Source organism: Vibrio crassostreae, from assembly GCF_041439375.1.
Taxonomy (GTDB): Bacteria; Pseudomonadota; Gammaproteobacteria; order Enterobacterales; family Vibrionaceae; genus Vibrio; species Vibrio crassostreae_D.
The window spans coordinates 104028-127705 of record NZ_JBGONY010000001.1; the positions used below are offsets into that span (position 1 = coordinate 104028).

At 44.7% G+C, this 23678-nt stretch carries 22 protein-coding genes; 4 read left to right on the top strand and 18 right to left on the bottom strand.

The genetic code is table 11. The annotated features are described in order from the left end of the window. Positions 1 to 465: 465 nt before the first annotated feature. The 3 genes from thiI to pomA form a co-directional block, all read right to left on the bottom strand. Positions 466 to 1914, bottom strand: coding sequence for a tRNA uracil 4-sulfurtransferase ThiI (thiI, locus tag ACED45_RS00510; RefSeq protein WP_102393212.1), 1449 nt, complete (start codon positions 1912 to 1914; stop codon positions 466 to 468). A 318-nt stretch (positions 1915 to 2232) separates the two neighbouring features. Then, entirely contained in the window at positions 2233 to 3180 is a 948-nt protein-coding gene (locus ACED45_RS00515; protein ID WP_285954297.1) for a flagellar motor protein MotB, read from the bottom strand. A 12-nt stretch (positions 3181 to 3192) separates the two neighbouring features. Continuing rightward, positions 3193 to 3957, bottom strand: a complete 765-nt coding sequence (gene pomA / locus ACED45_RS00520; protein ID WP_004734406.1) for a flagellar motor protein PomA — start codon at positions 3955 to 3957, stop codon at positions 3193 to 3195. A gap of 298 nt (positions 3958 to 4255) precedes the next feature. Here pomA and xseB point away from each other — a divergent pair, with 298 nt between their 5' ends. Genes xseB through dxs form a run of 3 tightly spaced genes read left to right on the top strand, consistent with a single transcriptional unit; the run spans position 4256 to position 7308 of the window. After that, on the top strand, positions 4256 to 4498 hold the full coding sequence (xseB, locus tag ACED45_RS00525; RefSeq protein WP_004734405.1) for an exodeoxyribonuclease VII small subunit: 243 nt from the start codon (positions 4256 to 4258) through the stop codon (positions 4496 to 4498). A 20-nt stretch (positions 4499 to 4518) separates the two neighbouring features. Further along, positions 4519 to 5403, top strand: coding sequence for a (2E,6E)-farnesyl diphosphate synthase (gene ispA, locus ACED45_RS00530; RefSeq protein ID WP_146492070.1), 885 nt, complete (start codon positions 4519 to 4521; stop codon positions 5401 to 5403). Positions 5404 to 5424: 21 nt separating this feature from the next. Further along, positions 5425 to 7308, top strand: a complete 1884-nt coding sequence (dxs, locus tag ACED45_RS00535) for a 1-deoxy-D-xylulose-5-phosphate synthase (RefSeq protein WP_371713106.1) — start codon at positions 5425 to 5427, stop codon at positions 7306 to 7308. 136 nt (positions 7309 to 7444) lie between these two features. On the opposite strand, the gene pgpA is transcribed toward dxs, so the two are convergent. From pgpA to ACED45_RS00605, 14 genes are all read right to left on the bottom strand, one after another. Further along, the gene (pgpA, locus tag ACED45_RS00540) at positions 7445 to 7951 is read right to left on the bottom strand and encodes a phosphatidylglycerophosphatase A (RefSeq protein ID WP_146492068.1); all 507 of its coding nucleotides are present in this window, start codon (positions 7949 to 7951) and stop codon (positions 7445 to 7447) included. Continuing rightward, a complete protein-coding gene (thiL, locus tag ACED45_RS00545) occupies positions 7951 to 8925 on the bottom strand; it encodes a thiamine-phosphate kinase (RefSeq protein ID WP_371713107.1) in 975 nt (324 codons plus the stop codon). The genes pgpA and thiL overlap by 1 nt, the downstream gene beginning before the upstream one ends. An 87-nt stretch (positions 8926 to 9012) precedes the next feature. Continuing rightward, positions 9013 to 9480 (bottom strand): transcription antitermination factor NusB, encoded by a 468-nt coding sequence (nusB, locus tag ACED45_RS00550; protein WP_004734399.1) that lies wholly within the window; start codon positions 9478 to 9480, stop codon positions 9013 to 9015. After that, entirely contained in the window at positions 9480 to 9950 is a 471-nt protein-coding gene (gene ribH / locus ACED45_RS00555; protein ID WP_004734398.1) for a 6,7-dimethyl-8-ribityllumazine synthase, read from the bottom strand. The genes nusB and ribH overlap by 1 nt, the downstream gene beginning before the upstream one ends. Before the next feature lie 280 nt (positions 9951 to 10230). Continuing rightward, complete coding sequence (gene ribBA, locus ACED45_RS00560; RefSeq protein ID WP_004734397.1) at positions 10231 to 11340, bottom strand: bifunctional 3,4-dihydroxy-2-butanone-4-phosphate synthase/GTP cyclohydrolase II; 1110 nt, start codon at positions 11338 to 11340, stop codon at positions 10231 to 10233. Between the two features lie 108 nt (positions 11341 to 11448). Beyond that, a complete protein-coding gene (locus ACED45_RS00565; protein WP_371713108.1) occupies positions 11449 to 12105 on the bottom strand; it encodes a riboflavin synthase in 657 nt (218 codons plus the stop codon). A gap of 46 nt (positions 12106 to 12151) precedes the next feature. Then, the gene (ribD, locus tag ACED45_RS00570; RefSeq protein WP_371713109.1) at positions 12152 to 13300 is read right to left on the bottom strand and encodes a bifunctional diaminohydroxyphosphoribosylaminopyrimidine deaminase/5-amino-6-(5-phosphoribosylamino)uracil reductase RibD; all 1149 of its coding nucleotides are present in this window, start codon (positions 13298 to 13300) and stop codon (positions 12152 to 12154) included. A gap of 10 nt (positions 13301 to 13310) precedes the next feature. Continuing rightward, positions 13311 to 13760 (bottom strand): transcriptional regulator NrdR, encoded by a 450-nt coding sequence (gene nrdR / locus ACED45_RS00575; protein ID WP_004734394.1) that lies wholly within the window; start codon positions 13758 to 13760, stop codon positions 13311 to 13313. A 156-nt stretch (positions 13761 to 13916) separates the two neighbouring features. Further along, a complete protein-coding gene (locus ACED45_RS00580; RefSeq protein WP_285954293.1) occupies positions 13917 to 15167 on the bottom strand; it encodes a glutamate-5-semialdehyde dehydrogenase in 1251 nt (416 codons plus the stop codon). Between the two features lie 66 nt (positions 15168 to 15233). Further along, a complete protein-coding gene (gene proB, locus ACED45_RS00585; protein WP_171349567.1) occupies positions 15234 to 16418 on the bottom strand; it encodes a glutamate 5-kinase in 1185 nt (394 codons plus the stop codon). Between the two features lie 76 nt (positions 16419 to 16494). After that, the gene (crl, locus tag ACED45_RS00590; RefSeq protein WP_086715272.1) at positions 16495 to 16884 is read right to left on the bottom strand and encodes a sigma factor-binding protein Crl; all 390 of its coding nucleotides are present in this window, start codon (positions 16882 to 16884) and stop codon (positions 16495 to 16497) included. Positions 16885 to 17028: 144 nt separating this feature from the next. After that, positions 17029 to 18282: an esterase FrsA gene (gene frsA, locus ACED45_RS00595; protein WP_146492063.1), complete on the bottom strand. Its 1254-nt coding sequence runs from the start codon at positions 18280 to 18282 to the stop codon at positions 17029 to 17031. Between the two features lie 89 nt (positions 18283 to 18371). Further along, positions 18372 to 18836 carry an oxytetracycline resistance phosphoribosyltransferase domain-containing protein Tet(34) gene (gene tet(34), locus ACED45_RS00600; RefSeq protein WP_009847475.1) on the bottom strand — a complete coding sequence of 155 codons (465 nt, stop codon included), beginning with the start codon at positions 18834 to 18836 and terminating at the stop codon, positions 18372 to 18374. An 84-nt stretch (positions 18837 to 18920) separates the two neighbouring features. Further along, complete coding sequence (locus ACED45_RS00605; protein WP_371713110.1) at positions 18921 to 20210, bottom strand: NCS2 family permease; 1290 nt, start codon at positions 20208 to 20210, stop codon at positions 18921 to 18923. 1065 nt (positions 20211 to 21275) lie between these two features. On the opposite strand from ACED45_RS00605, the gene ACED45_RS00610 reads away from it, so the two are divergent. Beyond that, positions 21276 to 22748: an aminoacyl-histidine dipeptidase gene (locus ACED45_RS00610; protein WP_371713111.1), complete on the top strand. Its 1473-nt coding sequence runs from the start codon at positions 21276 to 21278 to the stop codon at positions 22746 to 22748. 136 nt (positions 22749 to 22884) lie between these two features. On the opposite strand, the gene ACED45_RS00615 is transcribed toward ACED45_RS00610, so the two are convergent. Beyond that, entirely contained in the window at positions 22885 to 23424 is a 540-nt protein-coding gene (locus tag ACED45_RS00615; protein ID WP_371713112.1) for a DUF3332 domain-containing protein, read from the bottom strand. Between the last annotated feature and the right edge of the window lie 254 nt (positions 23425 to 23678).

Below are 23678 nucleotides of genomic sequence, written 5' to 3' on the forward strand. Positions count from 1 at the left end.
GTTGCAGTTCTATACTGAAACGAGGCATGTACTTCCTGTATTTATTTTGACCTGTCTGTCAAATTTGTTTACACCGCCTTATGGGCGGTGTTTTTTTATGTGCAAAGAAATGTAACAACAAGTTTATCAATAGCTGTACTAATTAATCTTTATTATTTTTCATCGCTAATCACAGAATCAGACACCCACTCAAATAATCAACTGAACACATACAAATAGCACCATTGAGTTGCACTAAAAAGTAACAGAATACTTCAAGATACTCACACTTCTTCGGTACTTATAAACCCGTTTAGAGCTTACTCTTTCTATCAATCAAAAATTTTAAAGCTGAGCATGACGATAGCACGCCCAAACTCACGCCTCTGTCTGACTACTGTAAATCATTCACAATAGAAAATAAAAAAGCCGCTTACTTTTCAGTAAGCGGCTTGGCAAAATAATTAACGGTTGGTCAATACACCACTATGGGCGGTAAACCTTAACGTTATGGAAGCCTTGCTCTTGTAGGTAAAGCGCCTGTAGACGGCTCATTACACCACGGTCACAGTACAGCAAGTACTCTTTCGCTTGGTCTAGGTCGCCAAACTGAGTCGAAAGCTTGAAGAATGGGATGTGTTTAATTTCAACACCCTCGATCTCTAGTGGGCTTTCGTCTTCTTCTTCTGGGCTACGGATATCAAGAACGATAGCGTGCTCAGCAACAGCTTGAACTTGTTCAACTTCAGGCGCTTGCTCTTGGCTCTCTTTCTCGATGTCACGGATATCCATAACACGAGCGTTCTCGATCACTTGATCCAGCACTTCAAAGTTAAACTTAGCTTCTTCTGCTTCTAGTTTGCCTTTCTTCGCTTTCACTGTTGGCTTCTTAGAGATAACACCACAGTACTCAGGCATTACTTTAGCGAAGTCTTCAGTACCGATGATACGAGAAAGGTCAATGATGTCTTCTTTATCCCAGTTGATAAGCGGACGAAGAATCAAAGTATCTGTCACGTTGTCGATGTGGCGAAGGTTAGTTAGCGTTTGGCTAGAAACCTGACCAAGTGCTTCACCCGTTACTAGAGCTTCAATACCGAAGCGCTCTGCAACCATACCACCAGCACGCATGAACATACGCTTAAGAACAACGCCCATTTGGCCGTCTTCTACGTTCTCAAGAATTTCAGCAACCACTGGTTCAAAGTCTACAGAAATGAACTTCACCTTTGCAGATGAGCCGTATTTATTCCATAGGTAGTGAGCCACTTGCTTAACGCCAATCTCGTGCGCTGGGCCACCAAGGTTAAAGAAACAGTAGTGAACCTTAGAGCCACGTTTGATGTGCAGGTAGCTTGAAACACCAGAATCAAAGCCGCCAGAGATCAAGCTTAGTAGATCTTCTTGGGTACCAAGAGGGAAACCACCTAGGCCTTTGTGACGAGCTAGAACTTGGTTTAACTTATCGTTAGCCACTTCAACTTTAACGGTTACCTCAGGGTTCTTAAGTCGAACTTTAGCTGACTCAACTGCTTGGTTTAGGCCGCCGCCTACGTAGCGTTCAAGTTCAATAGAGGTAAAGTCATGCTTACCACGACGCTTAGCTCGAACAGAGAAAGTCTTGCCTTCAATGTCAGCACGGCTGCGTTCTAGTACTTGCTCGTAAATATCGTGCAAGTCTTTAAACTCAGACTGTTGAACTTCAAGAGAGTGGTGAATACCTGGAGTGTGAGTCAGAGCCTCTAACACTTCTGCGTAGTACTGGTCACTCTCAGACGTCACTTCGATATGATCGCGACGGTTGAATACCGCAACACTTTCACAGCGACGTTGAATAACGTTACGAATGTTGCACTCTAGAATCCTTGTGAAGCGCTTACGCACCGATTCACTTTTTACAAAAATTTCCGGATGGGGCTTAACAATAAATTTCATAGTACTTTCACAACATTAATGTTCAAAATTTTGAGAACGCTCATCGCCAAGTAAATTAGAGAATTTACACAGCACTTGAAGCAAGAATAGATCATATCTAAATCTAAGGGCGCGAATTATACATGAGAAAGTGAAGCAAGGAAAAGAGTGCTTGCTGTAACACCATCATTAAACCGCTTGTTATTAAAAGTAGCAGGTTTCGAAACAACATAAATTCAGCAAAGAGCATGGTGAAAGACCTACAAACAAAAAGCCCAACCTCATTATAAAGTTGGGCTTTCGATGTTATCTGGATGCTACCTTGTGTACACGTATCGGCTATTCATTAATAACAGGCACTTCGTCACTGTAAAGCGGTTCGCCCTGCATGATGCTAATTTCAACGCGGCGGTTGAGGCTACGTTGCCATTCAGTATCATTCGGCTCTACTGGCTCGGTATCAGCCATGCCACGTACTCTCAAGCGTTGATGAGAGAAACCGCGTACCTTTTCCATCTCTTGAGCAACAGACACCGCTCGCTGTGATGACAAGTCCCAATTAGAGCGATAAAGCTCTGAATCAAGACGTTGGTTATCGGTGTGCCCTGAGATTCGAACGATACCCGGAACATCTTTCACCAACTCAGCAACCTGTCTCACCAATGGTCGGAACTTAGGTTGTAAGAAAGCGGAACCTGATGGGAACGCGCCTTTTTCACGAATTCGAATCACAATCTGCTGGCCAAGGTTTTCCACCTCAATCGCGCCTTGGTCGATCTCTCGCTCCAACGCCTTCTTGATGCTTTCCATCAAAGTTTCCATCTCTTGCGATTGAGCTTCAGCTTGTTGTTGCTGTTGGTCTGACTCAGAGTTTTGATTGTCGTGAGTCGAGACCTCTGGCGACTTGCCTCCGGTCATCTTGCCTTGGTCACGCATGGTACCACCAGCACGTTCAGATTCACCTTCATGAAACTCAAGCGTTTGCTGCGTAATATCAATCGTCTGCTGCATGATCACATCAATCGGTGTCGGCTCTGGGCGACCTGGACGAAACTCTTGTGCAATAATACTGGTGCCTTTAGGAATGTCTTTCACTTCCAAGCGGTTTTGTACACCAAACGCAAATTTCATCGAGCCAGCGATCTGTTTGAACTTCAGTACGTCCATCTCAGAAAATGAGAGCAGCAGTACGAAGAAACACATCAGCAGTGACATCAAGTCAGCAAATGTCCCCATCCATTGAGGTAACCCCGGAGGAGGACATTTACATGGATTATCTTCATCCATCTTAAACTCCTCTTACGCGGGTTCACCATCAATAGTCCGCTTACCTTCGTTTAGGTAGCTCTTGAGGTAACCATCAATAACTCGTGGGTTCTGACCATCTTGAATCGCCAGCACACCATCCATAACCAGACGGCGGTTAAGTGTCTCTTGATCACGACGTAGCGCAAGCTTATCAGCAATAGGAAAGAACACCATGTTCGAAAGAATCGCACCGTACAGGGTGGTCAAAAGTGCTACCGCCATCGCAGGACCGATCGCTTTAGGATCATCCATGTTCGAAAGCATGGCAACCAGACCAACCAAAGTACCAATCATACCCATCGCAGGAGCAACATCACCAAATGCAGAGAACACTTTCGCGCCCTGTTCGTGACGCTCTGTGGTTAATGCGATGTCTTTTTGCAATGCAGCACGCACCACATCACCATCATGGCCATCTACCAACAGGTCGATACCTTTTTGCATGAAGCTGTTGCTGATTTCCATCTCTTCCAGTGCTAAGAAGCCACCTTTACGCGCTGCATCCGCCATCTCTACCACTTTAGCGATAAGATCTTCAGGTTCATCGGCTTTAAACATGAATGCTTTGCCAGCAATTTTAGTAGCACCAAAGAACTGTCCCATGGTGAACTTCATTAGAACAACAAAGGTTGAGCCACCAACTACGATCAAAATGGATGTCGTGTCATAGAACATCCCGAGGCTTCCACCTAGGATCATTGCCATGATTACAAAGGCAAATCCACCAATCAAACCTATTAGGGTTGCTAAATCCACTGAGCACTCCTCATGCTTTTTTGTAGCTCTATGTCGACGATAATCTTTGTATCGGCAAGACTATAAGATCTTTTAGTAAATTCTTGGCCTAAGTATCACACTTTTCGTTTTTGAATCCCAACTATTGGCTTACTTTGCTCTTAGACGTAGCGCATAAACTCGATAAAGCTAAGGTTATTCAAGCAAAGTGAGTTCAAGCCCCTTAAAAACGAACTTTCTAGCAAAATTTCTTGGTTACATTTGACCATCTCAGCGGCCTAGGGTAACGTTCGTTCATCTTTCCAAACGCAGATTTATTATGGCTACTAAGAAACCTGAAAATATGAGCTTTGAAGCAGCAATCGAAGAGCTTGATGGCTTGGTTGATCAACTAGAAAATGGTGATCTAGCTTTAGATGATGCGCTTAAAAAGTTCGAACGAGGCATCTCCCTCGCTCGTGCCGGTCAAAGTAAACTAAATGATGCTGAACAACGCGTTAGCATCCTACTGCAGAATGATGAAAATGCAGAGCTGAGTGACTTTAACCCACAACCTGAATAACGAATTGTATGAGATCCCCTATGATCGAGACTTTATTGTCTTATCAAGCACGTAATAACGAGCAACTGAACCTTTGGCTTGATCGCCTGCCACACCAAAATCAGAACCTGATCAACGCGATGCGTTATGGGTTACTTTTAGGCGGCAAACGCGCACGTCCATTTCTTGTCTACATTACAGGGGAAATGCTCGGCTGCACCGCTGAAGAACTCGACACTCCAGCATCTGCAATCGAATGTATTCATGCCTACTCTCTGATTCACGACGACCTTCCAGCAATGGATGACGATGAACTGCGTCGTGGGCATCAGACTTGTCACATCAAATACGATGAAGCAACGGCAATTTTAACGGGCGATTCACTACAAACTCTCGCTTTTACTATACTTGCGGAAGGCACATTAAGTACTGACGGTGAAAGCAATCGCGTTCGAATGATTCAACGCCTAGCAGAAGCCTCTGGTGCACAAGGTATGTGTATTGGACAAGCACTTGATATTGAAGCTGAAAACCGCTCTGTCACTCTAGAAGAGTTAGAAGAAGTTCACCGCAATAAAACGGGCGCTCTAATGAAATGTGCGATTCGTTTAGGTGCGCTTGCTGCGGGCGAGAAAGCGTTTGAAGTGATGCCTCTATTAGACAAGTACGCCGATGCCATTGGATTAGCATTCCAGGTTCAAGATGATATTTTAGATATCACTAGCGATACTGAAACTTTGGGTAAGCCACAGGGTTCTGACCAAGAATTAAACAAAAGCACCTACCCTTCTTTGCTAGGTTTAGAGGGCGCTCAAGAAAAAGCGCGAACTCTGCTACAGGAAGCGCTTCAAGCTTTGGCTGCAATCCCATACAATACCCAGTTACTCGAAGAGTTCGCCCGATACGTCATCGAGCGCAAGAACTAAGACAATAAGCGCGCATTACCTATGACTCTTGATATATCAAAGTACCCAACTCTTGCTTTGGCTGATAAGCCAGAGGATTTGCGTCTACTTCCAAAAGAGACGCTGACACAGCTTTGTGATGAATTACGTACCTATCTTCTTAACTCAGTGAGCCAATCAAGTGGTCACTTAGCATCAGGCTTGGGTACAGTAGAGCTAACCGTAGCTCTGCACTACGTGTACAACACGCCTTTTGACCAGTTGGTTTGGGATGTTGGCCACCAAGCATACCCGCATAAAATTCTTACTGGTCGTCGCGACCGTTTATCGACTATCCGTCAAAAAGATGGACTGCACCCATTCCCATGGCGTCAAGAGAGCGAATACGACACACTTTCTGTTGGTCACTCTTCAACTTCGATCAGTGCTGCACTTGGTATGGCTATCAGTGCAAAGAAAGAAGGTAAGAACCGTAAAGTCGTGAGTGTGATTGGTGATGGCGCGATTACTGCTGGTATGGCATTTGAAGCAATGAACCACGCAGGCGATATTCACAATGATATGCTGGTTATCCTGAACGATAACGAGATGTCGATCTCTGAAAACGTAGGTGCGCTAAATAACCACCTAGCTCAAGTTCTTTCTGGCAGTCTTTACACGTCAATTCGTGAGGGCGGCAAGAAAGTGCTATCAGGCGTTCCGCCGATTAAAGAGTTGGTTCGTCGTACAGAAGAACACCTAAAAGGCATGGTTGTACCTGGCACCATGTTCGAAGAGTTAGGCTTTAACTACATTGGCCCAATTGATGGCCACGATGTAAATGAGCTGATTAAAACGCTTAAGAACATGAGAGACCTTAAAGGCCCTCAGTTCCTGCATATCATGACTAAGAAAGGCAAAGGCTACGAGCCAGCTGAGAAAGATCCTATCGGTTACCACGGTGTACCAAAGTTCGATCCCGCACACTCAAGCCTACCTAAGAGCACCAGCTCTAAGCCAACTTTCTCTAAGATTTTTGGCGACTTCCTGTGTGATATGGCTGCGCAAGATCCTAAGCTAATGGCAATCACGCCAGCAATGCGTGAAGGTTCTGGCATGGTGCGTTTCTCGAAAGAGTACCCAGAGCAATACTTCGATGTTGCTATTGCTGAGCAGCACGCAGTAACGCTAGCAACAGGTATGGCGATTGCAGGTGATAAGCCGATTGTGGCTATCTACTCAACTTTCCTACAACGTGGCTACGATCAACTGATCCACGATGTGGCTATCATGGATCTACCGGTTATGTTCGCTATTGACCGTGCTGGTCTTGTTGGTGCCGATGGTCAAACACACCAAGGCGCGTTCGACTTAAGCTTTATGCGCTGCATTCCAAACATGGTGATCATGGCACCAAGCGACGAAAACGAATGTCGCCAAATGCTATACACAGGCCACCAACACACAGGCCCTAGTGCAGTACGTTACCCTCGCGGTAATGGTATGGGCACTGAGATTCAAAGTGAGTTTACTGCTCTTGAGATTGGTAAAGGCCGTATCGTTCGTGAAAGCTCAAAAGCAAAAGATGGCGCTAAGGTTGCTATCCTAAGCTTTGGTACCTTCTTAGAAAATGCACTTCAAGCAGCTGATGCAATGGATGCCACCATTGCAGACATGCGCTTTGTGAAACCGCTAGATGAAGCTCTAATCAAACAACTTGCCGCTGACCACGATGTACTGGTGACTATCGAAGAGAATGCGATTGCCGGTGGTGCAGGTGCAGGTGTAATTGAGTTTTTGATGCAAGAAAAACTGCTAATGCCAGTACTGAACCTTGGCTTACCAGACAAGTTTATAGCTCAAGGTACGCAAGGCGAGCTACATGAAGAGCTTGGCTTAGACGCGAAAGGTATTGAGAAGTCTATCTCTGACTATCTTGCTAAGTAGCCTTAATACGTAAGCTCGTAAGCTCGTAAGCTCGTAAGCTCCGCAAACAAAAAAAGGTTGGCCCTAGGGTCAACCTTTTTAGTATCCGTTAATTAGTTTGGTGTATCGCCAACTAAACCTTAATCCTTCAGTGAACTCACACTAACCAACCAGCGAAATGTGCCACGGCATACAACGAAATAGCCGCCATAATACCCGCTACAATATCGTCAATCATGATACCTAAGCCGCCGTGAATTCGTGCATCTAACCAACCAATCGGCCATGGTTTTACCATGTCAAAAAAGCGGAAAAGCACAAAACCAGTCAGAAGCCATTTCCAGTCATCAGCAGGGATATTCAATAAAGGCACTAGGCCCATGGTGATCCAAAAGCCCGCAAACTCATCCCATACAATAGAGCCATGGTCGTGTACACCCATATCATCAGAGGTCACCTGGCAGATCTTGATACCAATAATGCAGCTTACCACTACGATGGCAACATAAGCTGGGAAAGGTAATTGAACCAACAATAAGTACAATGGAATAGACGCAAGCGTGCCCATTGTTCCGGGAATTATCGGCGATAAGCCACTGCCAAAACCCGTTGCCAATAAGTGCCAAGGATTTTTAAGAGAAATAAGAGAAAGTGGATTTGTCATCAATTAACCTTAAAGTGATCGTAACCAGTTAAGTTCCAGCTTAGTGGTTCACCATTATTGTGTAATTCAAAATATTCTACAGGTCTTATCTGGCCAATGCAGGTGACTTTTGTGCCAGTGTGTGACAAAGCACTTTCCAATGAACCTTTATTTTCTTCCGGCACGGTAAAGCAGAGTTCGTACTCTTCACCACTGGTGAGCGCATACTGCTGCGCAGAAGCGATATCAGAAGAGAATTGACGTAATTCAGCGGAGATAGGCAGCGTGCTCACATCAATGCTTGCACCGACCTGAGAACGCTTAAGGATGTGTTTTAAATCAGCAATAACACCATCAGAGATATCAATGGCAGACGAAGCAAGGTTCACCAGTGCCTGACCAGCCAAAACTCGTGGAGTGCTCAGGTAGTGTCTCTCTTCAAGCTCTCGCGCATAAGGCTTAGCTTTGTTCTGCTCTGGGTTAAGTAACACCTCTAGACCAGCTTTACTGTCACCTAGGTTACCCGTCACGTAAATCCAGTCACCCACTTTCGCGCCATCTCTGCGTAGTGCTCGACCCTCAGGTACAAAGCCCTGCACAGTAAGTGTTAAACTCAGCGGCCCTTTGGTCGTATCACCACCGATTAGTTGAATACCAAAATAGTCTGCAAGTTTGAAAAAAGAATCACAAAATGGGGCAAGCCACGCTTCATCGACTTCAGGCATGGTTAAGGCAAATGAAACCCAAGCAGGTGTCGCGCCCATAGCAGCAAGATCACTGATGTTGGAAGCCAAGGCTTTGTGTGCCACCCAAGCTGGGTTTGCTTCCGCTAAGAAGTGAGTGCCTGCCACTAAGGTGTCCGTACTGATAGCAATCTGAACATTACTTGGTGCTTTGACCAAAGCACAGTCATCGCCCGCTGCCAGATGTACGTCTTTACGTTGTGGTTGTCGATTTACAAAATATTTTTCAATCAGGTTAAATTCGCCAGACATCACATGCCCTATCTTTAGTATTACAAAAATTTAGTTACAAAAAAGGCCAGCATAAAAGCTGACCTTTAGATTCAATATACGAACGTCTTATTTCTTACGAACGTGCGGTGCAGCTTTATCAAGCACACCGTTAACAAACTTATGGCTGTCTTCTGCTGCGAATACTTTCGCAAGCTCGATAGCTTCGTTGATAACCACTTTGTATGGTACATCTTCGCGACGAGTCATCTCGTACATAGCTAAACGTAGAAGCGCTAGTTCCATCAAATCCAGATCTTGCATAGGGCGAGATACGAATGGACGAAGCTTGCTATCAAGTTCCATGTGGCTAAGAGCAACACCAGTTAGTAGGTCGCGGAAGTATGCAACGTCTGTTTCTGGCATAGCTAGAGCAGGTTCTGCGGCATGATGCTCTTCTTCATCATACTTACCACCAGATAAGAACTGTTCTTCAACGGTAGCAATATTTTCTTTAGTAATTTGCCAAGAATAAATTGCTTGTAGAGCAAATTGACGTGCGTTACGACGTGCGGCTGGTTTCACACTGGCCCCCATTAGGAATCGATTTCAGAAAGAACGTTGATCATCTCAAGTGCGCTAAGTGCTGCTTCTGCACCCTTATTACCAGCCTTGGTTCCTGCGCGTTCAATAGCTTGATCGATCGTATCAACAGTAAGAACACCAAACGCTACTGGAAGAGAAAATTCCAGAGACACTTGTGCCAAACCTTTATTACATTCACTACAAACATAGTCAAAGTGAGGTGTACCGCCACGGATTACTGTACCAAGAGATACAATCGCATCGAACTTACCTGTTTTTGCAACGCGCTGCGCTACAAGTGGAAGTTCTACTGCACCAGGGCAACGAACAACAGTGATGTTGTCTTCGCTTACTTGTCCATGACGCTTTAAAGTATCGATTGCACCAGAAAGTAAACTTTCGTTAATAAAACTGTTGAAACGAGCAATAACGATAGCAATTTTTGCATTTGGCGCTGGGAAGCCACCCTCGATCACTTTCATAAGCCTTCCTTTAACTATTTTCATCAAGTGAGAATCGCCGGATTCTAGCACAAAACTGTGAGCAATATCTAATGCTAATTTAGAAGAACAGGTACCGGAGATGTAAAGATGATAACGCAGCGCTGCTGCCAACCTTATTGGAGCAGCAAGTAGCCAAGCTTGTGTATTTAACACGTTTTGAATCGGGCTTGGCTACTTTGCTCTTTTATCGAAATTAACCTCTAAAAGAGCCACTGAAATCATCGGTAAATTATGTCGCTATAAACGGACAGACGTCAGCTTACTCGCAAACGTATTCAACCACGTTAAGACCAAAACCACCCAATGCGTGGTAACGCTTAGTGCTTGAAGAAAGCAGACGCATATCGTGAACGCCTAAGTCTTGAAGGATCTGAGAACCCACACCAACACGACGAGAAGTACCTTGTTTCTTAGCCATGGTTGGTTGCTCATTCTTATCTTGAGCTTCGAACGTCTTCACTTTATGAATCAAAGAATCAGACGACTCTTCGTTACCCAGAATAACCAACACACCGCCTTCGTCGCCAATGCGCTTCATCGCTTTATCTAGCGACCAGCTGCGCTCAGTACCGCGGTCGGAATGAAGCAAATCGGTAAACGTATCATGCAGGTGAACACGCACTAAAGGAGCGCCTACAGACAAGTCGCCCTTTTGCATTGCGTAGTGGATCTGGTTATCAATCGTGTCACGGTAAGTCACAAGCTCAAAGTCACCAAACTCTGTTGGCAAATGGCATTGTGCTACACGTTCAATCGTCGTTTCTGTGTTGTTGCGGTATTCAATCAAGTCAGCAATGGTGCCTAATTTGATATCGTGTTTTTCAGCGAAGACTTCAAGATCAGGGCGACGCGCCATGGTGCCGTCGTCATTTAGAATCTCAACGATAACCGATGCTGGCTCACAGCCTGCTAGACGAGCTAAGTCACAACCTGCTTCAGTGTGGCCTGCGCGCGTTAGAACACCACCTTCTTGAGCGGTCAGTGGGAAGATATGGCCAGGTTGAACTAAGTCAGCCGCTTTTGCGTCTTTTGCTACTGCCGCTTGAACCGTAACTGCACGATCGGATGCAGAAATACCCGTTGTTACGCCCTCAGCAGCTTCAATTGAAACCGTAAAGTTCGTCGTGTATTGAGCATTGTTGTCTTGAACCATAGGCGCTAGACCCATACGGTTTGAACGCTCTTTCGTCAATGTTAGACAAATTAAGCCACGGCCATACATCGCCATGAAGTTAATCGCTTCTGGCGTGACATGTTCTGCTGCCATGATCAGATCGCCTTCATTCTCACGATCTTCATCATCCATCAGGATAACCATTTTTCCTAGGCGAATGTCTTCAATAATTTCTTGAGGAGTACTAATTGGCATTGTTCTATATCCTTTGAAATGGTTCTGCTTCCTAGAACCGACACTATTTAAACCTGATGATATTGCTCGCTTTCACAAAGTGATGTTTAGTGCACTTTGTACCAACGGTTAGGCAAAACCATTCTGCTGTAAGAATTCCATCGTCAGTCGAGATTCAGGCTCAGACTCTTGCTGCTGGCCTTGCAGTAAACGCTCCATGTAACGCGCTAATACATCAACTTCTAGATTCACTTTGCGACCAACATTGAATTGATTAATGGTCGTTTCTGAAGAGGTGTGAGGAACGATAGTCAGCTTGAATGCGTTCTTACGTAAATCGTTCACAGTCAGGCTGATACCATCGACCGTTACTGAGCCTTTTTGAGCCACGTATTTTGAAATTTCTGCTGGCATTTCTACCCAGAACTCAATCGCACGACCGACTTGGTTACGTTCAACAATCTCACCCACGCCATCAACGTGACCCGATACGATATGACCACCGAAACGCGTGGTCGGCAGCATTGCTTTCTCAAGATTTACCTTATCGCCCGCTTGGTAATCCACAAAACCCGTTTTTTTCAGGGTCTCAAGCGAAAGGTCTGCACTGTAGCTGTGGTCGTTAAATTCAACGACCGTCAAACACACACCATTGGTTGCAATACTGTCGCCTAACTGAACATCAGCCATATCAAGCTTGCCAACGTTAACCGTTACGGTGATGTCTTCTCCGCGGGGAGTGATTGCACTCAATGTACCTACGGCTTCTACAATTCCTGTAAACATTTTAAAACTCTTTTTATTGTCAACGACACGTATGCAGTTGGAGTAACTATTTCGATAGTGGTTTTTCCGCTCTTGGTTCTGCCACAATAGGTTTAGCCGCTATTGGTTTCGCCACGATGCGAATATCCACACCAACCTGTCGAACATCTTTAATTTCTAGGTCAATCACATCAGACATTGAAGTGAGCCCTAATGCGCCCATCAAACCTCGTCCGTCACTGCCCATTAGTTTAGGTGCTAAATAGAGAATTAGCTCATCCACTAGCTGCGCTTCAATCAAGCTTTTTGCTAACGTGGCACCCGCTTCAACCCAAATATGGTCAATATGATTCGCAGGTAACTGACGCATCAAATCGTGTAAGTCCAGCTGACCTGCATCCGTTGTTCCGACTGTAATATCGGCAGAGGCTTCAGCGACTCTCAATACCGATGTTGGGGTCTGGTATAACTTGAGCTCAGGGCGCAGTTGATTTTGGCGATCAAGAATCACGCGAATCGGCTGACGTAGCTCGTCTTCAGCGTAATGAGCTTGAGCGCTGCTTGGTAATTCAGCCCAGCGAACATTCAACGAGGCGTTATCTTCAATCACCGTCTGGCTAGTTGATAACACCGCGCCTGATTTTGCTCGGTAGTTCTGAACATCACGACGCGCTTCTGACGATGTGATCCACTGGCTTTGACCATTTTCCAATGCCGTTTGCCCATCGAGGCTAGCGGCCATCTTTAACTGAACGAATGGCATGCCTGTCTGCATACGCTTGACAAATGCAGGGTTCAAGTTGAGAGCGTCTTGTTCTAACAAACCGATTTCCACCTCAATACCCGCATCACGCAGCATGTTGATACCACGACCGGCTACTTTTGGGTTTGGGTCCTGCATCGCACAAATCACTTTAGCTACTTGAGCCTTAATCAACCCTTCAGCACAAGGCGGCGTTCGACCGTAATGAGAACAAGGTTCTAGGGTGACATAAGCCGTCGCACCTTTTGCTTTGTCGCCCGCCATTCGCATGGCATGCACTTCGGCATGAGGTTCACCCGCTTTAGCGTGAAAACCTTCACCAACGATCTGGCCATCAGTTTGTACAATCACACAACCGACATTTGGGTTTGGCGCAGTGGTGTAAATACCGCGCTTCGCTAAATGGATAGCACGCGACATCATTTGAAAATCCAGGGGAGTAAAGTTTGACATGATTGAGGAGTTAATCCTCTAATTTAGCGATTTCTTCGCCAAACTCTCGGATATCTTCAAAGCTGCGGTAAACAGACGCAAAACGAATGTACGCCACTTTATCCAATTCTTTCAATTGGCCCATCACAAGATTACCAATCATCTCGCTTGGTACTTCACGCTCACCAGTTGCACGGAGTTGTGACTTAATCGTACTGATCGCAAGTTCAATCGCATCAGCACTCACTGGGCGTTTTTCTAGGGCACGCTGTACACCACCCACCATTTTATCTTCATTAAATGGTTCGCGGTTTCCATTCGACTTTATGACTTTAGGCATCACAAGTTCTGCCGACTCGAACGTAGTAAAACGTTCACTACATGCAAGGCATTGACGGCGGCGACGAACCTGATGGCCATCGGCTACCAGTCTTGAATCGATTACTTTAGTGTCGTTCTCTGAACAAAAAGGACAATGCATATCACCTCCAAATAATTGAATATCAGTGTAACGGAATTGCCAAACGTTAGGAAAGAAAAAGGGCCAATTAAGGCCCTTTTGTGTGGTGATTCATTGATTATTGCTACTCGATCGCCATTTCAAAAATGAGCTGAGGAGTAAAATTAACGACCAGCGTTAACCGCGAACTAAATAGTTCGCTTTACCTACCCATTTGTAGCTTGTCAGCTCTTCTAAGCCCATTGGGCCGCGAGCATGCAATTTCTGAGTAGACACTGCGACTTCAGCGCCCAAACCAAACTGTGCGCCATCAGTGAAACGTGTTGATGCATTCACATAAACCGCCGCAGAACCGACCGAGTTAATAAAGCGCTCTGAGCTCTCTAGGCTATTAGTCATGATTGCATCAGAGTGACTCGCGTTGTGTACACGCATGTGATCAATCGCTTCTGCCACATCCGCAACGATTTTCACGCCTAGCGTGTAGCTTAGCCATTCAGTGTCAAAGTCACCTTCAACCGCATCACGTTGGTCTTCAAAACCCGCTAGCAGCGATTTTGCACTAGCATCGGCAACCAAGGTTACCTTGCCCGCTAAACGCTGTTTCAGCTGAGCTAAGAAAGCTTCAGCAACGGCTTCATGCACCAACAATGTATCTAAAGAGTTGCATGCTGATGGACGTTGAACTTTAGAGTTTTCGACAACATCGACTGATTTTTCAAGGTCTGCACTTTCATCAACAAAGATGTGGCTGATACCGAAACCACCGATGATAACTGGAATAGTACTGTTCTCTTTACACATCTTGTGCAGGCCAGCGCCACCACGAGGAATGATCATATCCACGTAGTCGTCCAGTTTAAGCAATTGAGAAACTAGTTCACGATCAGGCTTCTCGATGTACTGAACAGAAGCTGCAGGAAGTTCCGCTTTCTCTAGTGCAGACTGGATAACTTTTACCAGCTCCATGTTCGAGAAGAAGGTCTCTTTACCACCACGTAAAATGCTTGCGTTGCCTGTTTTCAGACACAGTGCCGCAATATCTATCGTTACGTTCGGGCGTGCTTCGTAGATAACACCAACAACACCAAGCGGTACACGACGACGAGACAATGACATACCGTTTTCCAGTACCTTGCTGTCGATTTCGCTGCCCACAGGGTCGTTTAGGCTAATGACATTACGAACGTCGTTAGCGATGCCCGTTAAGCGTTCTTCATTCAGAAGTAGACGGTCAAGCAGTGCGTCCGTTAGACCCGCTTCGCGACCCAGTTCGATGTCTTTCGCATTCGCTTCTAAAATCGTTGCTGCGTTTGCTTCTAGCTCATCAGCGATGATCGCCAATGCTTTATTCTTTTGCGCCGTAGATGCGGTCGCTAGGTGGAAAGCAGCCTCTTTTGCTGCGATACCCATGTTAGTTAAATCCACGTTTAACTCTCCCTAAATTCTGTCTGTCTTTGGATGCAAAAAGGCGATTCGCCTTCTCATCACGAGCTATTCTTGGATTACAACAAGGTCGTCACGGTGAATGACTTCTGACCCGTAATCGTAACCAAGAATGTCGCCAATATCTTTACTGTGCTTGCCTGCTATTTTTGCTAGGTCTTGGCTTGAGTAGCTAGCGATACCACGCGCCACTACCTTGCCTTTACTGTCTGTGACTTGGGTGACTTCACCACGAGAAAACTCGCCTTGAACTCGAATGACCCCTTTTGCCAACAAGCTACTGCCTTTGGTGTTAACAGCGTTTACTGCGCCATCGTCTACCACGATGTCACCTGCAGAAGCAGGGCCCGCTAAAATCCAACGCTTACGGTTTTCAAGCGCTTCAGCTAACGGTAAGAAACGTGTGCCTTGTGGATTGTCGCTCAGAGAGTCGAACACCACGTTTTCAGCACTGCCTGCTGCAATAATAACTTCAATACCTGCACGACGAGCAATATCAGCCGCCTGCAGTTTTGTCGCCATGCCGCCAGTACCCAACGTAGTACCACTGCCGCCTGCGATCTTACGCAGTGTGTCATCAATCGTTTTCACTTCTTTGATGAGCTCAGCATTTGGATCTTTACGAGGGTCAGCCGTAAACAGGCCTTTTTGGTCGGTTAGCAGCAAAAGCTTATCCGCACCGCATAAAATACCAACCAGTGCCGACAAGTTATCGTTGTCGCCCACTTTAATTTCGTTGGTCGCAACTGCGTCGTTTTCATTAACGACAGGAATAATGTCGTGTTCAACGAGTGCATTGATCGTGTCACGGGCATTCAGAAAACGCTCGCGATCATCAAGATCAGCACGAGTCAGCAGCATCTGGCCAATTTTAAGGCCATAGATAGCAAACAAAGACTCCCAAACTTGAATCAACTGACTTTGCCCAACTGCCGCAAGCAACTGTTTGCTCGCCATTGAGTTGGGAAGTGCGGGGTAACCAAGGTGTTCACGTCCTGCTGCAATTGCACCAGACGAAACCATAACCACAGAGTGGCCTTGTTTTTTTAATTCAGCACATTGACGAACCAGCTCAACCATATGAGCGCGGTCTAATGCCAATGTTCCACCAGTTAAGACACTGGTACCCAGTTTAACAACGACAGTTTTACGCTGTGTTGTTGTCCCGCTTTGATGATTTGTTGTCATGAAGTCTTTTATGGATAAAACAAATAAGAGGTGATGTTTTAGCAATCAAAAAGGGAATTCACAAGCAGAAAAGGTGCGAAATCGCACCTTTTTGCTTTATATAGAAGAGTAACCTTTAAAATCAGACGAATTCGACAGACTCTTCGTCTAACTGAACGCTGATTTCAAATTTCTTTTGAAGTTCATCAACCAGCTTTTGGTGAAAGGCTTCCTGAGTTCGAGAGACCTCAGCCACCGCTTTTTTCGGTAATGGCAAAGGATCCCAGTTGCCATCGATATTGTATTTACCCGTGTTGTATTTCGCCGAAAATCCGTCTTCCGACTTATCCAACTCCAACCACCATCCCCAGAATTCACGCTCTTCTGGTGACTTTTTATCGTTCACACACACAGACAAGCAATCAAAAATGTAGTGGCCTTCTTCTGATTGCGGTTCCCTCAAGTAAGGCCCGATAGCCTTTAAAACATTCAACAAGCGGTAATGCGTAGGTTGTTGTGTCACTTCTGACATATTGAATCTCCATTTTCAATGTTAAGAATGACGTTACTCAGATTGTTATACGTAAAAACTACGCAATTAGGTTTTATAAATTATCTCTGAGTATCAGGTACTTAGTTTGTACACTTTTCATGCTTAACTAATTTTGGAGAAATGTCATCTAAATAATTCATCCTCAAGCCACTTTATCGCCAATTCGAGGGATTGCTCATAACCTTGTGTAATTGACTTAGCTTTGATTTTCTTCGCTTTTCCGTAATCACTGTAAATAGCAACCAGTTGATTATCCATTGGTGGTGAAACAGGGTCGCCTTCCAAAGCCATTGCCAAAATAGGAACACTGGTTTTACTGTTTGACAGTAAACCTTGTACCTTGAGTGACCACGCCATCAACTGCCCAGAAAGGCTATTGATATCGACCGCCCCTTTACCCAGGCGAGAAGCCAACACATCTAAATGCATCTTAGGCATTTGCTTAAGTTTGTCGGCATGAACAAAGATATCGTGAATTGGAGCACCTAGAGAGATACACGCTTTAAGCTTATGCTGCTCAAGGAAAGATAATCTTACCATCGCATTACCACCAAAACGGAAACCAAACAAGCCAACCTTATGATGATCGACCCAAGGGATATTAGGCAGTTCATTCAGTACGGCTTGGTGCAGGCAAGACGAGTCTTCCGTTAAAGGCCAGTGCGCACTGTGCCCTATCGATGGCATGTCGACTGTTAACATAGCAATGTTCTTTGGTGCTAAGTAATCCCTAAACAAGCGCCACATATCGGTCTGCAAACTGTCTAGGCCAGCACTGACAATCACAACCGGTTGTGGTTTGTCTGTTTTGGTTAGATGTAAGTTCGCTTTAATTTTCTTGTTTTTGTATGGCACTTCAATCTGTTTAACGATCAGCTTGGTGTGCTTAATTGCTTCGGAATAGGCTGCATTTGCTAACACTTGAGCCTGAGCTGCCAAGTTATCGTTTTTAAGATGTGGGTAGCCCGCGATACTGAAACACAACGAAGCTGAAAACAGCTCTTCAGCCATTTCTTCTCCGTTCTTTTCATTAGAACGGTTTTGGTGCTGCATACCCAACTTAGTCCATTCGTATGCCCAGTTACCACTTCGGTAACCCATGACCGTATCAAGCCACTCATCGGTTGTACGAGAGTTATCTGATGATGCGATACGAGCCAATACCGCTTCTTGCTCAATTGGGTTAACGCCTTGCCACACCCACTGAAGACGTCTTAGATTTCGGTACCATGATGAGTTTTGCTGTTCACGCTTCTCATCCAATAACGCTTCAGAGCTTGGCATGTATTGTGTCAACATTGAGGTCTCTTTGGCCTGCTTGTGCTTTACAAACAAGGTTTCCGAAAGGTTCGAGCTCGTTTCTTCTGATTCAGACATTGGGATACTTAATAAGAAATGGTTGTCACTAATAATATAAAAAAAAATGACCCTATAAAGGGTCATTTCTCAAAAAACTAAGTTTACGCTTATTTTGACTTGCGATTTACTGGCTCAACGTAGCTTAGGCTAGTATCCCAAGGTTGCTCAATCCATGTGTCTTGAGCGATATCAACGATGTACTCGTCTAGCAAATCAGCACCAGATGGCTTTGCACATACAGCGATCAGTTTCGCTTTAGGGTACATCTCGCGAAGTTTGCGTGCAGTGTCACCACTATCAACAAGGTCTTCAACGATTAGGAAGCCTTCGCCGTCACCTTCAGGTGCTTTAACTACTGTCATATCACGTTGGTGATCGTGGTCGTAGCTAGAAATACAAATCGTATCTACGTGACGAATACCTAGCTCACGAGCCAAGATTGCACCAGGAACCAAACCACCACGGCTTACTGCCCAGATGCCTTTCCACTGCTCTGCTGGCATTTGCTTTTCGGCTAGTTGACGGCAGTAAGTCTGCATGTTGTCCCAAGTGATAACGAATTTGTTGCTCATAGTATAAAACCTAATAATTTTGTCATGTTATTAGAGGCTATCTCAAACATAGCCTCTTCAGCGATTAAGCAGAAATCTAGACGATTAAGCGAAAATGTATTTAAGAATAAAGATAACCGACATTACCCACACAGCAGGTGAAACGTCGCGACCTTTACCACTTAGCAGCTTAATTGCAGCGTAAGCGATGAAACCTAGTGAGATACCCTCAGCGATAGAGTACGTCAGCGGCATAAGCAGACATGTTACCACGACTGGTGCTGCTTCTGTAAGATCACGCCAATCAATGCCAACTAGGCCAGACATCATCAGAATTGCTACATAGAAAAGTGCACCTGATGTTGCGTAAGCCGGAATCATACCTGCAAGTGGCGAGAAGAAAAGAGCCAGTAGGAATAAGATACCAACAACAACCGCTGTTAGACCTGTACGGCCACCTTCAGCGACACCCGCAACACTCTCAACGTAAGAAGTTGTGTTTGATGTACCTAGCAATGCACCAATAGACGTTGCTGTAGAGTCAGCAAGCAGTGCTTTGTTTAGACGAGGAAGTTTGCCGTCTTCTTTGATTAGGTTTGCTTTTGTTGCAACACCCACCAAAGTACCTGCTGTATCGAATAAATCGACGAACAAGAATGCGAATACCACTGAAATCATACCGATTTCAAATACCGCAGAGAAATCAAGCTGCATGAATGTAGGTGCAAGGCTTGGTGGTGTAGACATGATGCCGCCGTATTGAACGTCACCAATAACAATACCAAGAGCTGTGATAGCTAGAATCGCAATCATTACTGCGCCTTTCACGCCACGGTGAACAAGAGCAATCGTTAAGAAGAAACCAAGTGCACCTAGAATAGGAGCAATCGCGGTAATGTCGCCCAGAGAGACTTTAGTTGCTGGGTTAGAAACCACGATGCCAGCATTGCTCAGTGCAATAAACGCTAGGAAAAGACCGATACCCGCAGAGATACCAACACGCAGAGACATAGGAATCGAGTTGATAATCCATTCACGGATCTTAAAGATACTTAAGAAAATGAAGATTACGCCTGATACGAAAACCGCTGCCAGAGCAACTTGCCACGTATAACCCATACCCATAACCAATGCGTAGGTAAAGAATGCGTTCAAACCCATACCTGGTGCTTGAGCGATTGGGTAGTTAGCAACAAAGCCCATGATGAAACAGCCGATAGCAGCCGCTAAACAGGTTGCTACAAATACAGCGCCATGGTCCATACCAGCATCAGCTAGAATCATTGGGTTTACAAAAATGATGTAAGCCATTGTTAGGAAGGTTGTTAGACCTGCGATGATTTCAGTGCGCACATTGGTGCCGTTTTCACTGAGTTTGAATAGCTTTTCGAACATTATCGAATCCTATAAGGGTAAAAGTAAACGGTTGCGTAATCGATTGGCTGTGGATTATAAAGTTATCAAATAACAAATTCCAGATAGAATTAAGGCTCTAATCGATATTTATCAGAATGCCGTATGAAACAAAGCGATTAAAAGCGAAGTGTTTCCCAAGAAATAACCATAATAAACAGACAATTAAGAGCAATAGTCACAATGAAAAATCTTGGTTACTTTTTCGACCATCGGTTATTTTGATAGAGAATCTAGCCATTAAATTCTGAATTCAAACCCACAAGAGTTGTGTATTTTTCAACAGGATCAGTAATAAGGCGCAAATTGATATTTTGGCGTTTAAAAAAACAACCACACAGAAATGTAGGGAAAGTGACAAGATAAAGCGGTTTGGAAAAGTAGCAGGCAAAAAAAACGCCACTCAAAACTGAGTGGCGGTAGAATCTGTCAACCAAAAGGGCTGTAAAAGAATTCCAATATATAGGGGTGAACAAAACTGTTCGAGTTACATGCTTACGGTATTAGTAACCGAAGCTTGTAGGGTATGCAAAGTTGCTAGTGTAAACAGAGCTGTTAAGCCAGAACATTGCAGATGGTAAACCTTTCATAACTATCACCTTAATAAATCAATAAAAAACGAATTTGATTTCTCGGTTCCTTGGAGGCGATAAAACGGACTCATCCTTTGAGCATTTACTCTTCACTTCAGAAGTTGGTTATTAATATACCTCAAAGAAAAAATATTACAAGTATTTTTTGCTATAGGTCACACTTTTTACCAATTATGGTTATTTTGCAAACTCAATTTCGTAATTAAATTACAAAAAAAGACTTAAACAAACGTTTGCTTGCACCATTTATAAGCATCAATACACTTATTCAAGATCAAATGAACAAGATGGCGTTCAAAATTTGAGGCATTTCAGGTTTAGAAGCGCTACTCGTCAAAACGCTCTAGTGGTATGCTGTTGCCATCAAAACAGACCCATATTTTAGATTTTTGTTCTAAGTTTTTACCTATAGAAATCCTAAATATATGGTTATCAAATAAAAAAGGAGTCATCCGTGTCTGAATTCCATTCTGAGATCAGTAAATTATCCCCTGCCCCTATTTGGCAGTTCTTCGATAAGATTTGCTCAATCCCACACCCTTCTAAGCATGAAGAAGAGCTTGCTCAATACATTATTGCTTGGGCAACAGAACAAGGCCTAGATGTACGTCGTGACCCAACGGGCAACGTATTCATCAAAAAGCCTGCAACGGCGGGTATGGAAAACAAAAAAGGTGTGGTGCTACAAGCTCACATCGATATGGTTCCACAAAAGAACGAAGACACAGTTCATGACTTCGCTAAAGATCCAATCCAACCATACATTGATGGTGAGTGGGTTACAGCTAAAGGTACAACGCTTGGCGCTGATAACGGCATGGGCATGGCTTCTTGCCTAGCGGTTCTTGCTTCAAACGAAATCCAGCATGGCCCTATCGAAGTTCTACTAACAGTAGATGAAGAAGCAGGCATGACTGGTGCTTTCGGTCTTGAAGCAGGTTGGTTAGAAGGCGATATCCTTCTTAACACCGATTCAGAGCAAGAAGGTGAAGTGTACATGGGTTGTGCTGGCGGTATCGACGGCGCAATGACATTTGAAATTGCACGTAACGCGATTCCAGCTGACTTCGTAACACGTAAGCTAACGCTAAAAGGCCTAAAAGGCGGTCACTCTGGTTGTGACATCCACACAGGTCGTGCAAACGCAAACAAACTGCTTGCTCGCTTCCTAGCGGGTCACGCAAAAGAGCTAGACCTTCGCATCGTCGAATTCAAAGGTGGTAGCCTTCGTAACGCTATCCCTCGTGAAGGTTTCGTAACGGTTGCTGTTCCTGCGGCAAACCAAGAAAAACTGGCTTCACTATACAACTACTACACTGAGCTTCTTTCAACAGAGCTAGGTAAAGTAGAAGACAGCATCGTGACTTTCAACGAAGAAGCTTCGGTTGAAATGGGCGCTCTAGCAGCAGCTGACCAAGCTCGCTTCATCGCAGCACTTAACGCGGCACCAAACGGTGTGATCCGCATGAGTGATGAGATCGAAGGCGTTGTTGAAACATCTCTAAACGTTGGGGTTATCACAACTGAAGAAAACTCAATCACAGTGCTTTGCCTGATCCGCTCTCTTATCGATTCTGGCCGTAGCCAAGTGGAAAGCATGCTGAACTCTGTTGCTGAGCTAGCAGGCGCGAACATCGAATTCTCTGGCGCTTACCCAGGTTGGAAGCCAGACGCAGATTCAGAAATCATGCACATCTTCCGCGACATGTACGAAGGTATCTACGGTCACAAGCCAAACATAATGGTTATCCATGCTGGTCTTGAGTGTGGTCTATTCAAAGAACCTTACCCGAACATGGACATGGTTTCTTTCGGCCCTACTATCAAGTTCCCTCACTCTCCAGACGAGAAAGTGAAGATTGATACGGTTGAACTATTCTGGAACCAAATGGTTGCGCTATTAGAAGCAATCCCAGAAAAAGCATAGTTCGAGCCATTATGTTTTCGATAGATAGGATTTCGCGGTAAACACTATCCATCGACACAAAATAAAACAGGTACTCAATGAGTACCTGTTTTTGTATCTAATTTTTGTCATCGACTATTTGTAACTAAGGAAGCAATTAAACGCGTGAAGCCGCGTAGCTTTCTAGCTCATCAATTGAAGTTTGTGCCACGACTTCGCCATCGATGAAGTACGTCACCATCTCACCATCGCGAACACCGATTAACGTCGCACGCTCACCAGACTGGTAAGTAATGTCCATTTGGATCGTGTTTTCATCAATCTGCTGCATTTGACCTTTCTCGATCACATCAGCACTTGTGATAGGACCAACAGGTGCTTCCGTTAGAGACGGATCAAGTTGGTGGTTGATATCAAGGTACGTATCAGTCTTAGTATCAAAGATGTGTGGAGCGCCTGTTAGTGGGTTGCTACCTGTCCAGAACTCTAGTGAGTTGAATACTAGGTAATCAGCCGCAACCGTTAGACCGTATGCAGGTGCAAGTAGCATGTTCAAACCACCACGAGCGTAACGGTTATCAACAGCTTTGATGTTGAACTTCATTAGGTAACCCGTTACTGCGTTGCTACCAACACAGCCAGATAAAGCAACAGATACCACTGCAAGTGCTATAACTTTTGAAATTGTTTTTTTCATTTTGATCTCGATATTTTAATTTGGCCGCCAAAAAATGGCGATGGATAATACCAACCAATCGAATGATAAATATCAGCGTTAAATCAATGTTTTGTCAGAGAATTCACAATTTGAAACACCCTTCAATAAGCCAAATAAAAAACTGAAACCAATTCAGAACCCCCTTAATAAAAAACTTTTGTCGTCACCGTAAAGCGATTGATTCGTACTAAAAATCAACGATTGCTACATTCCGTGTTAACGAATTATCACCA